We start from the raw sequence: 15,499 nt of genomic DNA on the forward strand, positions 1-15,499 counted from the left end.
TATTATTCCAAATCTACCATCAAACAATACAAAAAAAGAATGTAGTAGATTTGTTTTACACAAATCTATCTACATTCCCTATATAATGACTATATTTCACAAAAAATAAAAAATATTGCACTCAAAATGTTTTTTAATCATTCTGAGTGCAACCAAATTTTCATTATAAATCCATAATTTTTTATACTTTTTCTAAATCAAAACATTTTCCAGCCTCATATCCCTCATTTAAGCAATATTTAAAATATGGGCTTCGTAGCAAATAACAATTTTCACAAACTCTTGGTTTTTTGCAATCATATTTTCGATTTTTCCAAAAGCTGTGGTATTCCTTAAAAACATCTTTTTCTTTAATATCTTCTAGACTTTCTACTAACAGATTTCCAAAATTATTCCCATCTCGTGTATGTAAACCACATGGTGCAAAATTGCCCTCATGACTAATGAAAAATAAATTTGTTCCACAATACTTATGAAGTGTAGCATATGGATAATTTGCAAAATCGCTTAAATTAATATGAATATTTTCCTGAATCAATGAGTTTTCTAGTTTATTCCTAATAATTATCCAATTCTTTTTTTTAATACTTCCTTCACATACAAGTGGTGCAAAAGTGATTTTATTTACATCTTTGTCAATATAAAAATATTTTACATATTCTTTCAAAGAATCAATTGTATCATTTTCAAATACAATTTTATGTGTAACAATAAAAATCGAATTATTTCTTTCATTTCGAACTTTTATTAAATAATCTAAGTTCTGTTCAACTTTCTTAAAGTCGCTGTATTTTCTGATGCCATTATAAATTTGTTCTCTATGATCATCAATAGATAGTGCAAACCATGTAACTCCATTTGCTATAAGTGAGTCAATACGTTCTGGAGTAAGCATTATTCCATTTGTTACTATTGCAACTTGTTCAGTATATTTTCTTGCAACATCTACTAGCCCTTCCAAATATGGATTTAACGTTGGTTCACAATCTCCTTGAAATACTACATTGCTTATATAACCATTCAATTTACTTAGCATAATATCTAATTGATCAGGCATCAAATACTGAACTTTTTCATTTCCTGCCTCTACAGTACATCTTGCTTCACACATAACACACTTTAGATTACATATATTAGTGGGTTCTACTAATACCGTTGAATTAAACATATCTCTTTTGCCTCCTCACATGTTTATTTTTTTTCTAATATCTTTTCATATAAATCATCTTCATTATAATTCGTTATAATATTTTCATAATTACTTTCAATAGCCTTTTTTATTCCATCATAAAAACTAGTTTTATATTCATAACCTGGCATATCTACTTTCAACTTATTCACAGCCTGAATCCAATCATATCGTGTATAAGTATCTAAAAAGTTTAACCGTTCTTTATCATTCTCTACAACTTTATCTGCATCAAGGTATATAATTTTGCTTTTGCTGTTAAGCAAGCTGCATTCTGTTCTATAAATTTCATTCCATGTCAAACGTTCTTCACCAGCTATATTATATATTTCTCCATAACATGAAGCATTTTCACAACCCTCTGCAAAAGCTAACCCTACATTATCTGAATGACACAATTGAAAATATCTTTTGCCATCTTCAGTCAATATAACGTCCTGTCCTCTTATCATTCTCCCAAAAACATAGAAACCATCCATTGTTAAATTATTTACCGTAAAATTATCATCAAAAACATGGCTTGGCCTAAAAATAGTTATATGGAAATATCCGCTCTTATTTGATTCAAGAAACACCTTTTCAGCTGCCAGCTTATTTTTCCCATATTCAGTATATGGATTAGTCTCTCTATCTTCTGTAATTTCCATTTTCCCTAATATAGGCGTATAAACACAGGAAGTTGAGCAAAAAATATATTGATTAACTTTTCCTTTAAATGCTTCTACAGCCATATTTGCTGCTTTGCTATCAAAACATAACATATCAATAATAACATCTGGTTTTATCTGTAAAACCTTTTTTAGATCTTCTGAATTGTAACGATTCCCTACTATTGTTTGAACTGGATACTTAGTAGATTTCATTCCTCTATTGAAATGAATTATCTCATAACCTTTTTCTAGGCACGCTTTTGTAATTCCAGTGGATAATACTCCAGTCCCCCCCAGTATAACTACCCTCATCAATATACCTCCTCTCTCTATTTAACTATTTTATAATAACTATCTACATCTTCTAGCTGTTTTAATACTGATTGCGCTAAATTCTCAGTTGTATCACTAATTAATACATTAGGCTCAAGTAAGTCTGCCAAAACATGATACATATTTGTTACCTCTTTGAGAGGTGGCATAATAAATGATTTTTTATAAATTTCATAACTCTTAACTGTTAATTCATCAAATTCACCTTCATTGAAATCAAAATTCTTGGAAGCTGGCATACGATATAGTTCTTTAATAATCATTGTTTGAATTTCGTAAGATAAAACTTTTGTACAAAAAGTTTCTACTTTTTTATATAATTCTGGTTCTAATTCTTTCGATAAGAACAGATAACTTGCATTAGCAGTTGTGCGACATTCTCTCTCAAGACAAGGAATTTCACATACCCCTAATTTATGTTCTAATGCTTCATCAAATTCACGAATATTCCAATCTCCACCTATGCAAAAAGCTGCTTTACCATTCATAAAGCATGGCATACTTTGCTCTTGCTCCCACTTTATAGGTAAAATTTTCTTATCGTAAATTAATTTTTTTAAATATTCAATAGTTTTGCATAAACTATCAAATGGTATTGGATCTTTTGCATCTGTGGACCATAAATCTGCTCCGAAACCATATAATATTGGCAAAATGAAATAACAAGCTCCTGTAGGAAAAACAAAACCATAATCAAGATTGTATTTACTTTTCACTTTTTGTGACATCTCAATTAATCCATTAAAAGTTTTTGGTTCTTCAGTAACATAATTTTTATTATAAAATAAAAGTTGATGATTCCCGCCAGCTAACGGTATACCAGTCCGTTTCCCATTAATAATTGACCCATCAGCCAATTCAACTCTAACATTGTTATAAATACTTTTTAATACTGTGTCATCAATGTTCATAAACTCTTTGCCTGTCCACTTATTGAAATAATCATTTGCACCTATTGTTGCCATTTTCTTTCTTAAATCTTTCTGTTTCCATGCATTAGGAAAATCATCTAAATACAATGATTTCATAACATCACTATAGTTAAAATGCATGAACTCATTAACTTTCCACTTTTCTGGCAAACGCTCCAATGTAGAATTCAGTAAATAAACTTCTATTTTATCCATAATATTCAATCCCCCCATACTTATTAATCAACTTTATTTTTTATCATCACCTTCTAATGAAGTTGCTTATTATATTTATTACACATCTAAAAATCTTTTTATCTTACTGGCCAATTAAATTTATTAATTCCTTTTCACTTAAAAAACCACTTGCTGCTCCTTTTTCTCCTATTTTATAAGAAGCGAAATATATTGCCTTTTTTAAGGAATCATATGGATCTTTATCTTTACAATAAAAATATATAAATGAAGAAAATAATGCATCTCCTGCACCTATTGTACTCACAATTTTTCTTGTATTTACAGCTGGCATGTAGGTGACTTTAGCGTCTGCCTTAACATATAACAATGTTCCTTGACTTCCCATGCCAATTACAATAATTTCATTTTCATATTTCTCTGCAATTTCTTTAATAAATTCTTCCTCTTTTCCAAGTATATTTTCATTACTTAAAAATAAAATATCTGCATAAGCCATATAATCTTTATTGTACTCATCTTCAATATTACTAATCACATGAACGTCAGATGCAATTAACTTTCCTAACCTCTTCGCTTTTTCTAATAGATCTCTTGAAAAGTTAATATTGCATGCCACTACTAAATCTACTTCATCCAACATGTTCTCTTCATCATTAAAAGGATAAGATTTATCTTGTATATCTTTTAAATCCAAATAAATTTTTCTTGTACCAGCATCATCATAAAGCACTACTGATTGTGGAATTTGTGATAATGTAGCCTTTACAAAACTACTACCAATACCTTCTTTTTTTAGTTCACCCTTTATTACCCCTTCATACATATCTCTACCTATCAAAGAAAGCAATTGCGTTTCAGCTCCAAGAGTTTTTAATGCTTTTGCCACATTATATCCAACCCCCGATACTGTACTTTCTAATCCAAAAAACTTATAATCAATTGGAGTATACTCTATTGGAAATTGATTAATTCCAATAGTCGTTTCAATGTTAATTAATCCTGCAACTAATATATTTTTCATCCTATCTTTCTACGATAACCTTTATCGTAATCCTCCTTAATAAATATTTGATAATAATGCACTAATTCAATCTCTTTTTCTTTTCTATATATTTAAAGCTTCTAATAATACAAACCCATATGTTTTCATCTCTACTACTAATCTATTATTTCTGACATAAAGCGAAAAAAGTTTATCACAATTTATAGTTTTCACTCTATTAAATTTCAGCTCCTCTACTGATGTACAAACTTTACAATCAAAATTATAATTTCTTTTTATATTTTCATGATCCATTTTCAACACATCTTCCATACCACCACCTTTTGGAAAATCAAATTCAAATTCTATCCTATCTTTTTCTCCTTTATCTTTTTGTTTCCTTATTAAATCCGAATCACAAGGTATCCCATCTTGTAATACAACTGGAATCACTGCTATAAACCTTTTTCTTTTCTTTTTATTATAAATTTGCCAACCAACATGCTTATTAGAAATATAATATTCTGTCATAGAACTTTCTTTTAACACTTCTTTTAGATCTGCATAAATATCTTCTATATCATGATAAGCATTATAAACAACTTTATTACTCCCCCATACCAAACTTTCTGCTTTATTATTGGCACTATGTATGCCATATGATAAATCTTGATTTCCAATAACCTCATATTTGGGCCTTCTATATAATCCAACATTCCCAAACCGACTAATAAATAACCTTGCAATTATACCTATTTTTCCTTCTCTATGCGCAATCTCTTTCCCTAAAAATAGTGGATGAGCCATATCATGTGTATCAATAGCAAAAGTTGCTCTGCATATGTCTCCTTGAATCTTCTCTTGCTTAATTAAATTTTCAAATATTTCATTTAAGTGCCAACGGTCAATGCTAAGTCCTACTTCACTACCTGTAATTAAATTGAAACCTACAGTTTCAAATATTTTAGCATCATATCCTAGATGATCTGCTTGTAACCCCAGCCCTGGATATTCTTTTCTCAAATTAGTAATAACTTCTTTTATTTCAGCAGGAGTAAACATCTCACTTAGCGGGATTTCCTCTCCTTTTACTTTGATAATATTATCAAAAATGTGATCGATATAATCCATTCTAATGAAGTCAAAATTATATCTTTCTACTACTTCTGTCAGGTATTGGTTGAAAAATAATATTACTTCTTCGTTTCTTTGTACTTCATCCTTTTTCGTGTCACCACTAATTTGCGCAGGCAATTGATTCCCATACATTCCTTTATGAATATATAAGCTCGAATGTAACCAAATAGCATGTTGTCCTTGGTCATCTCCATTAATATCAAGATAACTCCAAATAGGCATATGTATATTTTCTGCATATTTCTTAAAATCAGGTACACCAACCCCATTCCAAGTATGTGGTGGTACAGTAAAATAGCCTTCATTTTGGAGTTCTTTATTAATTTTTTGTGTAGCTTCTTTACATAATTCCAAGTTGCTATCTACTTCATCTAATCTTTTAACACTATATTTATCTTTAATTTCATTTACAATTTTCGAAATATCTTCTTTAAATACTTTCTGACATTTATCTTCATATTGTGAATCTATGGTCATATTATCATACAAATCATTTTTACTCTTATTAAGCCGTACCCATCTAAATAACTCTGGTCTATCTAGACGTAACTTTGAATTCCAACTTGTATGAGGAGTAACATCAAAACCAACTGATTTATTTAATATATGGATACAATCTATTAAAAATTTCATTTGTTCAATTGGCTCTACATTTTCTCTTAAATAATATAAATTTACTATTTCTTCATTTATACGATAAAATGAATCCTGACAATAAACAATCCCATGGCTACATTCAAAAAATGGTGCTAAATGTATTCCATTTACACGTAATGAAGGTATTACCTTTACTGCATCAATAATATTTCCTGTTTCTGCAACATCTTTTCCAAGAGCTCTAATATTTACAAAACAAAAATCAGATTCCATCATCCATTTTATGTTTTTTCTCATTTTAGCTATATGAAATAATTCTCTATTTTCTAACTTCAGCTTATTGTACATAGAAACATAAAACAGAATTATAACAATATCCGGCAAGTCTAACATTTCAGTTAAGATCTTGCTACGAATACAATCTCTGCTTTGATATTCCTGCACAAATGCCTCAACTATTTTGAGATAATCATCCATTGATCTCTCTGTACATTCAGTTTTTTTTGCTGCAGCATAAACAACTTTTCTCCAATATATAGGCAACTTACTTATGGAATAATTCCTATCTAATAGATCATCTATAATAATCATATTTTCCCTCCATCACGATTTCCGTAAATCATTTTCACGATTTCCTCTAGCTGAGGCTCCATAACTGTAAAATCTTTTACAGTGTTATGAGAACCTACATGGTGAATTAAATCTAATAAGTTAACATGATCTTTATCAAAACTGATCTTTACTTTACCATTGTCATCTTTTGATATAGTTATATATTTCTTGTCCATATCCAATTCAAATTCGGTATCGTTACCAACAGTGCCATCTAAATCAACATATACAGTTCTAGTTTTTCCATACTTCTTCTTTAATTCATCAATGTTTCCATCAAATATTTTTTTCCCTTTATCAATGACAATAATTTTATTACAAATTTTTTCGATATCATCTAAATCGTGAGTAGTTAACAAAACAGTTGTATTAGTTTCCCTATTAATCTGCTTTATTGCTTGTCTAATTTTTTCTTTCACAAAAATATCAAGACCAATAGTAGGTTCATCTAAAAATAATACTTCTGGATTGTGTAATATAGCTGCAGCGAGATCAGCTCTCATTTTTTGTCCTAAACTTAAATTTCTTACAGGTGTTAAATAAAATTCATTAAGATCTAGTACTTCCTTTAAATATTCTAGTCTCTTCCAAAACTCTTTTTCAGGCGTTTCATAAATCTTTTTTAACACTGAAAAAGACTCCGAAACCGGGAGATCCCACCATAGTTGCGACCTATTTCCAAATACAACCCCAATATTTTTCGTATATGTTTTTCTTTCATTATATGGAATTATTCCATTTACCTTACATTCACCTGATGTAGGAACTAGAAGTCCAGATAACATTTTAATCGTTGTAGATTTTCCTGCTCCATTTAAGCCAATATATCCAAGAATTTCTCCTTTCTCTACATAAAAACTAAGATTATCAACAGCCTTTTTTATTGTATATTCTCTTGAAAAAAATGACTTAAATGTACCACCTAATCCTTCATATTTCTTATTTATCTTAAATTCTTTTGATAAATTATTTACTTCTATCATAATATCCCCCCTTTATACATCAATTTTAATTAAGTCCCTGTAGGCTCAAAATGCTTCAACCCTATATACCAAACCTTGATAGATACGAATAATAGAACAATTGCCATAAAGACAGAATATAAAACAATATGATTTACATTCATCCAACTTACCCCAAATAAACATCTAATATTCTCAATTTTTTTTAGACAGTATATACTAGGAAAGTATGCTGCAATTGGAAAGGGTAAAACAAATAATAATATATTTTTTATTAATTTATTTTTATACAACTCAATAGGATACTTTGCTGTATTCCCGATTTCAACCCCTGCAGTCATAAACTCCCCACAACAAGTTGTCCAAAATGCAGGAGTAGAACACAATAGTTTAATACTAAAGTATACTGCCAATCCGCAAAGCACCAACAGGAATAACACCAAGAACTCTAACACTCCAATTGATATCATAAGCTTTCTCAAAGAATATATGATTATTAGTATTCCGATTACTGATTCACTTAAGCCACTAACTTCAATACGTTCCATTACTATGTAAAAAATTGGATTTATCGGACGAAGTAGAATAGTCATGAACCGACCATCCCTAATCTTATTCCATGCAAAACTCCAAATATTATCATTATAAAAATGATCTATTCCTCTAACTAATGTATAAAATCCATACATTAAAAATATTTCGTAAATAGAAAATCCAACCAATGAATCTAACTGTGTAAAAACCATAACTGTTAGTAAAAAAGTATTTATTTGACCAAGTATTACTGATAGAAGTCCAATTATGAAATCAGTTTTGTACTCCATAATGGTTTTCAATTGTAATATAAGGAATTGGAGATATAACTTTATATATTTCATTCTTTTATTAACCCCCTAGTATAGTTATTTTCTTCTGAGCAGCCTTCCACATAATATTCACAATAATACTAAGTATAAATATCCAAAATACTTGTAACATAATATGAAAAAAAATACTTTTTGGTCCTGAAATAATACCCGAAAGAATTGACATTGGCGTATAATACATACTTTGAAAAGGCAAACAATAAGCCATTATTCCTAGCACTTGAAAAAAACTTATAAAACCTTTTGTATGTAAAAAAGTCAATGTAGAATTTAATATACTTGAACCTTTTCCAAGCTCTATATAAAAATTTATAGCAACTAACTGTCCTGAAAACAATCCTGTTAATGCATTTGTTAAAAATTGAATTCCCCAATAATTTGTTGTCCAAAAAGTTAGCATTCCCATAATGTATGAAAATAGAAACACAATAAAAAAGGCTAATATCATTGACATCAAAAACAAACATATTCTCTCAAAGTTAAAATTAATATTTCCAGCTAATAAAATAGCAATAATAAATAAGGGTATAAGCCCTATAACTTCTCCAATCTTTGAACCAATATGCCGAAATAATACCATGATTTTATAATTAATTGGTTTTAATAAATTCATTGATATATTTCCTGATTTAATATCTTCTGCAATATTCATATTTTCCATGCAAGAGGTTAAATTATAGAATACAACACCAAAAGTTATATATAATAAATAACTTTCTTTATCAATTCCCATAAATTCTCCATTTACTTCTTTATAAATTGATTGCCAAAGAAAATACTGTATTAACATATTGAATAATGTTGACATCGACCACATTAATGCTTTGAAACGATATGCATATTTCTCTTTTATTGCATTGGTTGTGAATGCACTATATTTAGATACAGTGTTTAACATTATATTACCCTCCAATTTATCAATTCATTTTTCTATCGAGTTCTAATTGTCGAGTTTTAACTTTATTCTAATAACTTTCAAACTCAAATTTCTGCCTCACTTTCCCTAGTTTCATAGTCCGTTCCAATATGGAACAAATCGTCTATTTCTTTACCATATTTCTCTCTTAATTTCAAAAGATAAATATCATTATGAATGTGTTCTGACATTATTTTTATCATAAGAGGGTTATTTGTAACTGTTCCAATCCATTTTTCTTGATTTTTGCTTGCATCAGCTACAAGAACTATTGTCTGATCCACTACCACCATTAATCTAGATGGAACATGCCCCTCCCTCATTTTCCTCATATGACTATAAAATTCAACTTTTTTTATAGTCATACCTATATCATAGAATGAGAAGGTAACAACACGTATTCCTCTATCCGTAAGCTTTCTAATATCCTCAGTTAGATATTCAAGGTCAAAATCTGAATTTAAATAAACTTCTCTTTGTGCATTAGCAATTATATCTTTCGCCTTATATAAAATGGCTTCAAATCCACTTATATTGGCAAAATGTTCTTCATATCTTGTTTCTTTAAATTCATTCAGTCCTTCTGAAACTTTTTTCGCATTGGAATCAAATTCATATTGGACTTTTTTAATTAGTACTTCTGGCTTCTCTGCTATATATAAAGCTGTACTATTAGGTATAACTTCAACCATACCCTTCATAACCATATGCTCTAATGCATTGTAAATTGATGGCCTTGAAATATTTATTTTCTTTGCTATCTGATATGCAGACCTATTCCCACCTTCAAGTAATGCAAGATATATTTGCGATTCAAGCTTAGAAAAACCTATTTTCTCTAAATTAGTTACCAAATTATCTATTTCCATTATCGTTCTTCTCCTAGTTGTTTATTTTATACAACTATTGTATTACTATCCATATTATATTTCAAGCTTTTTCATAAAATGTATTTTTTTTCAAAACAATAAAACCTTTAATCCTATATATTGATTAAATATACTCTCAATAAAAAATACCACTAGAATAATCTTCTCAGATATTTCTAGTGGTATTGTTATTTTATCTACATCTATTACAAATTTTCTCTTGCCAGTATCCAAAAGCTATTCTACCTTCAGCTGCTTCTTGTGTTTCTGGAGTTGATAAAAATACTAAGAAGTTACCTCCTTCTCCAATAATTATCTTTCCATTTTCACTTTCTACTAATGTTGTTTCTGGTAGAGCTCTCCTAACAAAAGCTTTTATTCCTCCAGTAGGATTTCCAACAACATCAGATGCATACTCTAACTTTATCTTTGATTTTGGTGTTGGTTTAATAACTAAGTTTGTAGGAGTTACAGGCGCCTCTTTAACATCAGACACTGGCGGAGTTGCATTAAACCAAAACTGTGCACGAAAAGCTGAATTTGAAACAGCTGTTACAGTCCACACATTTACATGCAAAAGAACTCCTGATCCAATTGGATTATATAATCTAGCCCAAGCACTTGTATTTTCCCCAAAAGTTAAATTATCAGCATATCCAATAAAGTATTTACCAAGTATAGATTCATATAGCTCAATAGGAGTACTAACATTTTCTAAAAGTGGCTCATATATATTGGAAAAAATTATATTGCTCATCAAAAATCCCCCTCTATATTATGATATTTTTATCATTAACATATGGTGATAATATGTTTTTGAAAATAGATAAGACTAAGAAGGACACCTCTTAGTCTACTATAGTTATATGATATATTTTATTTCTTTATTAATAAATAACTCTTCTATCTCTCTTTTAAAGAATTGTTTTATTTCGCCTAAACTTTCTTCTCCATATATATATTTCCCATATCCAAATTGCCCAAATTTAAATTTGCGTTCTTCATCATTCATGGGCAAACTGCTCTCTGGAAATACTTCAAGTATTCGTTTTTTAGCTATTGTAGTATATCTATGAGATATAACTTCAAAAGTCACTGGATAGTCTAAATCACTTGGAAGTTTCTCCTTTAATTTTAACAATAATCTATGATACTCTTCTTTCCAGTTAGGATAAATAAATACTGGTGCAATTAAATATCCCATTGGATATCCTGCCTTAGCTGCCTTTATGCTTGCTTCTATTCTCTTATCCCGAGAAGCAGTAAAATTCTCATATTCATCTATAACATAAGAAGTATTAATACTAAATCTTATTTCTGTATGTCCATTATGTTCTAACTTAAGTAGTGAATCTACATCATTATATTTTGTTACAAATCTAAATCTAGAATTTTCATTTTTACCAAAGAACAAAATAGCTTTTTCTAACGAATGAGTGAATACTTCAACTGGTATAGGGTCAGATGTAGCTGCCCCTTCAAATATAGTTATTTCCGGCAATCTCTCATTTATATATTTTTCAGCCTGATTTAATATATCATCTATATTAACATGAACCTTTACATAAGGTTTATCTCCTAATTGTGTATTTAAATAACAATATTCGCATTGACCCATACAACCTGATACTAGTGGCAACTGATAATGAGCTGATGGCTTACATGATTGAAATTTTAAACTCTTCTTTGTACCAACAACTAAAGTCTTTTTACCTTCTCTATATTGAGAGAATAAATCATCTCCTGGAATATTCTCTTTTAGTCTATTTGTACTTAAATTTATAATTTCAACATTTGGCTTATCTTTAAATTTTTCAAAAATTTCCTTAGATATTTGATAATCTAATGATCCTTTTTCAAAAATAATTCTCTTAGGTTTAAACATAATTTCTCCTTTTTATCCTTTTAGTTTTTCCTATAGAATTATTATTTACTAAAGCTTATACAATATATACTAGACTCTAGTTATTGATTAAATGCTTTATAAAAATTCCCTTCTTTATTTATAATATTTTCAATTTCATTGAATGGTATTTTGAAGGTCACAACTCCTGCTGCATATGGACCTATTTCATATGGTGGAAAATATATATACAAATTATTTTCATCAATATAAAAACCTTCATCTATTTTTATACCTTTAAAAGCGTCTTTAAAAACATAATCATACTGTTTATCTGTTTTTATCATATTGTCAATAATCTTATTTATTTCCTGAATCCAATCTACTCCCCCTTCAAATAAATCTCCTAGACTGTAAAACTGTCCTGTAACTAAATCTATACTAGGAGTCTTCTTATTTGGCATTCCATGAGCTGCATAAAAGAAATAGTAATATCCTGAAATATCAATAACTAGTAAGTCCTTCTTAAAAAAATTCACTGAAAAATCTCCATAATAGTTGTACTTTAAAACATCATCTGGTTCAATATCTACATTATCTGTGGTACCTTCACCATCAATAGGCTTAAAATATGACATTTTCTTTAACTTTATATTTATTTCTTTTTCTACTTTTTTATTGGATACTTCATTAACTTGTGGATAATATATTAAGTAATTTATATTGGGCTTATCTTTAATTCTTGTTACTGAATACTTATCACTAAGTTCTATAGTCTCATTAGGCTTATAAATAATTTCTCCATTTTTACTTAAATAGTATGGTAAATAATCTATATCAGCTAGTACTATGTTATCTTTTATCTTCAATTCTCCACTACCTTCAACCCTAGGCAAATTTTTAACTATACTGCCACTATCATCTATAAAAAATGTAAACAAACTATCAGATGCATAAGCTAATCCATTTTCATAATTCCCTACCGCTAAATACTTAAAACTTGTCAATGTGTTACCAGTAACCTCTCCTATAGCGTAAATACTAGAACCAATATTAATTTCATCACCTAAAGGCATACCTAGTGCAACTTTACCTTCTTTTAAATACTTTATTTCACTATACACGGGGGTAAACACATACTTTCCACTTAAATCAATTGCTCCATATTTGAAATTATATACTTCTTCAGTACTTACTACTGCAATTCCGCCTTCAAAACCTGTAGCTGACTTATAAACTGGCTTAATAACCACATTACCCGCCTTATCTAAATACCCATAAGGTCCACCAAAAGATTTAGAAAAAACCATTAGTCCATCACCATACTGGCTAACATATTCATAATTATAGGTGTTGATAATTTTCCCAGCACTATCTATTAATGCATACTCACCATTCTTAACTCTAACTAAGGCTACTCCACCCTTAAACTCATCTGCCATTAAATACTTAGTAGGTACTACCTCATTCCCATCTCTATCAATATAACCATAATAAGATTCATCTTTCTCAGTTACACTTACAACTGCTCTTCCCTCATTAAAATTCCCAATATAATTATAATTTTTCTTAGTAATTCTATTTCCTCTTTCATCCATAACGCCTACATTGCTATCTAACACATATACAGCACGACCTTCCTCAAAAAGACTAATACTCTCATAAATGGGTTCAATTACATATTCCCCATTAGAATCTATTACTCCTGTTAAATCATTTTCCCGAACTATTGCTATACCTAACTCATTAAAATCACTTGCCTCTTCATATTTAGGCTCTATAATAAACGTCCCATTTTCATCAATATAACCATAAACTTTTCCTGATATAATATTTTTTAAAGCTGGATATAGCCTAATTAAACCTACTCTACTTGCATCCATAATCCCATTACTTTCATCTCCTAAATTCATAGAATACCCCTATTTTATTTATGATTATTATAATATTATAGTTCTTTGATTATTGTTAATAGTGTTTTTAGCATATGTAAAAAACCGCTAATTTTTATAGCGGTTTTTTATATATACTATTCTAGCTTAAATGGTATATAAATATTTCTATTTATATACATTCTTTAATTGATTCTTCTAGTACATCCATTCCATACTTAACTTGTTCTTCAGTCATAACTAATGGTGGTAAAAATCTAATTACATTACCAAACAGCCCTGCATTTAAAAATATAACTCCATTCTTATAACATCTTTTAATTACTGCTTTCACAATATCTGCTGCTGGTTCTTTTGTTGTTCTGTCTTTTACAAATTCTATTCCAATCATAGAACCAAGACCTCTAACTTCACCTATAACGTCAAACTTTTCTTTCATACTATTAAGTCTGCCAGCAATATATTCTCCAAGTTTAAGTGATTTTTCACATAAGTTTTCTTTTTCAATTTTTTCAATTACCTTAAGTGCAGCAACACACCCAATTGGACTTCCACAGTATGTACCGCCAATTCCTCCAACACATGCAGAATCAATTATTTCTTTTTTAGCAACTACTGCACTTAGCGGAACCCCTGCTGCTATTGACTTTGATAATGTAACAACATCTGGCTCTATGCCATAATATTCATAGGCAAACATCTTACCAGTTCTAGCAAAGCCAGCTTGTACTTCATCTACTATAAATACTATATTATTTTCATTACAAATCTTTTGCAATTCTTGCATATACTTAGTTGTTGGAACTACAAATCCACCTTCTCCTTGTAATGGCTCAACTATTAAGCAAGCTATCATATCTGGTGAAATTGTTGTTTTTAACATAGTTCTCAATTTTTTAATACATTCCTCTGCATATTCTTCAGAAGAGACTCCAAGAGGTGCTCTATATGCATATGGATAATCAAACTTATAAGTTTCTGGTGCAAATGGCCCAAATCCATTCTTATAAGGTTTATATTTACTTGTAATTGACATAGTCATATTTGTACGTCCATGGAAAGAACCCGTTGCTGAAAGGATACCTGTCTTTTTAGTATAAGTTCTTGCTATCTTTATTGCATTCTCTAAAGCTTCTGCTCCACTATTGGCAAACATAACTTTCTTTTCAAAATCTCCAGTTGTTATCTCTGTTAGCTTCTTAGCTAAAGTTCCATAAGATTCATATGTTACTATGTTATATCCTGGATGAATATATTTCTCTGTTTGATCTTTTATTGCTTTTACTATTTCTTCATCACAGTGTCCTGCATTTTGAACTCCAATTGCTGCTGCAAAATCTAAAAATACATTTCCATCAACATCTTTTATTAATGCACCCTTTGCTTCTGCAATAGCAATTTCAGTTGATACAGACACCCCACTAGCCACATATTTTTTTCTTTCTTCGAAAATTGCCTTTGACTTTGGTCCTGGTATTGAAGTTACCAATTTTACATTTGTTTCTTCTATCATTATTTAAGCCTCCTATCAATTAAAATTCA

At 29.4% G+C, this 15,499-nt stretch carries 13 protein-coding genes; all 13 read right to left on the reverse strand.

Features of this window, described 5'->3' with window-relative positions; translation table 11 throughout:
• Positions 1-181 precede the first annotated feature (181 nt).
• A complete protein-coding gene (locus H9661_RS06415) occupies positions 182-1,168 on the reverse strand; it encodes a radical SAM protein (protein WP_191767964.1) in 987 nt (328 codons plus the stop codon).
• Between the two features lie 23 nt (positions 1,169-1,191).
• The gene (locus H9661_RS06420) at positions 1,192-2,151 is read right to left on the reverse strand and encodes an NAD-dependent epimerase/dehydratase family protein (RefSeq protein WP_143315911.1); all 960 of its coding nucleotides are present in this window, start codon (positions 2,149-2,151) and stop codon (positions 1,192-1,194) included.
• 17 nt (positions 2,152-2,168) lie between these two features.
• Positions 2,169-3,299 carry an extracellular solute-binding protein gene (locus H9661_RS06425; RefSeq protein WP_191767965.1) on the reverse strand — a complete coding sequence of 377 codons (1,131 nt, stop codon included), beginning with the start codon at positions 3,297-3,299 and terminating at the stop codon, positions 2,169-2,171.
• Between the two features lie 103 nt (positions 3,300-3,402).
• A complete protein-coding gene (locus H9661_RS06430; protein ID WP_143315913.1) occupies positions 3,403-4,302 on the reverse strand; it encodes a carbohydrate kinase family protein in 900 nt (299 codons plus the stop codon).
• Between the two features lie 84 nt (positions 4,303-4,386).
• On the reverse strand, positions 4,387-6,588 hold the full coding sequence (locus H9661_RS06435) for a hypothetical protein (protein ID WP_191767966.1): 2,202 nt from the start codon (positions 6,586-6,588) through the stop codon (positions 4,387-4,389).
• Complete coding sequence (locus tag H9661_RS06440) at positions 6,585-7,592, reverse strand: ABC transporter ATP-binding protein (RefSeq protein WP_191767967.1); 1,008 nt, start codon at positions 7,590-7,592, stop codon at positions 6,585-6,587. The genes H9661_RS06435 and H9661_RS06440 overlap by 4 nt, the downstream gene beginning before the upstream one ends.
• 29 nt (positions 7,593-7,621) lie before the next feature.
• Positions 7,622-8,449 carry an ABC transporter permease gene (locus tag H9661_RS06445; RefSeq protein WP_143315916.1) on the reverse strand — a complete coding sequence of 276 codons (828 nt, stop codon included), beginning with the start codon at positions 8,447-8,449 and terminating at the stop codon, positions 7,622-7,624.
• Between the two features lie 7 nt (positions 8,450-8,456).
• Entirely contained in the window at positions 8,457-9,335 is an 879-nt protein-coding gene (locus H9661_RS06450; RefSeq protein ID WP_143315917.1) for an ABC transporter permease, read from the reverse strand.
• An 83-nt stretch (positions 9,336-9,418) separates the two neighbouring features.
• Positions 9,419-10,222 (reverse strand): TrmB family transcriptional regulator, encoded by an 804-nt coding sequence (locus H9661_RS06455; protein WP_143315918.1) that lies wholly within the window; start codon positions 10,220-10,222, stop codon positions 9,419-9,421.
• Between the two features lie 193 nt (positions 10,223-10,415).
• The gene (locus H9661_RS06460) at positions 10,416-10,979 is read right to left on the reverse strand and encodes a DUF6143 family protein (RefSeq protein WP_143315919.1); all 564 of its coding nucleotides are present in this window, start codon (positions 10,977-10,979) and stop codon (positions 10,416-10,418) included.
• A 105-nt stretch (positions 10,980-11,084) separates the two neighbouring features.
• Positions 11,085-12,107, reverse strand: coding sequence for a spore photoproduct lyase (gene splB / locus H9661_RS06465; RefSeq protein ID WP_143315920.1), 1,023 nt, complete (start codon positions 12,105-12,107; stop codon positions 11,085-11,087).
• A gap of 80 nt (positions 12,108-12,187) precedes the next feature.
• Complete coding sequence (locus tag H9661_RS06470; protein ID WP_191767968.1) at positions 12,188-13,978, reverse strand: WG repeat-containing protein; 1,791 nt, start codon at positions 13,976-13,978, stop codon at positions 12,188-12,190.
• A gap of 151 nt (positions 13,979-14,129) precedes the next feature.
• Positions 14,130-15,470, reverse strand: a complete 1,341-nt coding sequence (gene gabT / locus H9661_RS06475; RefSeq protein WP_191767969.1) for a 4-aminobutyrate--2-oxoglutarate transaminase — start codon at positions 15,468-15,470, stop codon at positions 14,130-14,132.
• Between the last annotated feature and the right edge of the window lie 29 nt (positions 15,471-15,499).

The organism is Clostridium cibarium, assembly GCF_014836335.1.
Taxonomy (GTDB): domain Bacteria; phylum Bacillota; class Clostridia; order Clostridiales; family Clostridiaceae; genus Clostridium; species Clostridium cibarium.

Excerpts from the sequence above, each read along its gene's own strand:
- H9661_RS06415 (WP_191767964.1), bottom strand. The coding sequence starts at position 1,168 with ATGTTTAATTCAACGGTATTAGTAGAACCCACTAATATATGTAATCTA.
- H9661_RS06420 (WP_143315911.1), bottom strand. The coding sequence starts at position 2,151 with ATGAGGGTAGTTATACTGGGGGGGACTGGAGTATTATCCACTGGAATT.
- H9661_RS06425 (WP_191767965.1), bottom strand. The coding sequence starts at position 3,299 with ATGGATAAAATAGAAGTTTATTTACTGAATTCTACATTGGAGCGTTTG.
- H9661_RS06430 (WP_143315913.1), bottom strand. The coding sequence starts at position 4,302 with ATGAAAAATATATTAGTTGCAGGATTAATTAACATTGAAACGACTATT.
- H9661_RS06435 (WP_191767966.1), bottom strand. The coding sequence starts at position 6,588 with ATGATTATTATAGATGATCTATTAGATAGGAATTATTCCATAAGTAAG.
- H9661_RS06440 (WP_191767967.1), bottom strand. The coding sequence starts at position 7,592 with ATGATAGAAGTAAATAATTTATCAAAAGAATTTAAGATAAATAAGAAA.
- H9661_RS06445 (WP_143315916.1), bottom strand. The coding sequence starts at position 8,449 with ATGAAATATATAAAGTTATATCTCCAATTCCTTATATTACAATTGAAA.
- H9661_RS06450 (WP_143315917.1), bottom strand. The coding sequence starts at position 9,335 with ATGTTAAACACTGTATCTAAATATAGTGCATTCACAACCAATGCAATA.
- H9661_RS06455 (WP_143315918.1), bottom strand. The coding sequence starts at position 10,222 with ATGGAAATAGATAATTTGGTAACTAATTTAGAGAAAATAGGTTTTTCT.
- H9661_RS06460 (WP_143315919.1), bottom strand. The coding sequence starts at position 10,979 with ATGAGCAATATAATTTTTTCCAATATATATGAGCCACTTTTAGAAAAT.
- splB (WP_143315920.1), bottom strand. The coding sequence starts at position 12,107 with ATGTTTAAACCTAAGAGAATTATTTTTGAAAAAGGATCATTAGATTAT.
- H9661_RS06470 (WP_191767968.1), bottom strand. The coding sequence starts at position 13,978 with ATGAATTTAGGAGATGAAAGTAATGGGATTATGGATGCAAGTAGAGTA.
- gabT (WP_191767969.1), bottom strand. The coding sequence starts at position 15,470 with ATGATAGAAGAAACAAATGTAAAATTGGTAACTTCAATACCAGGACCA.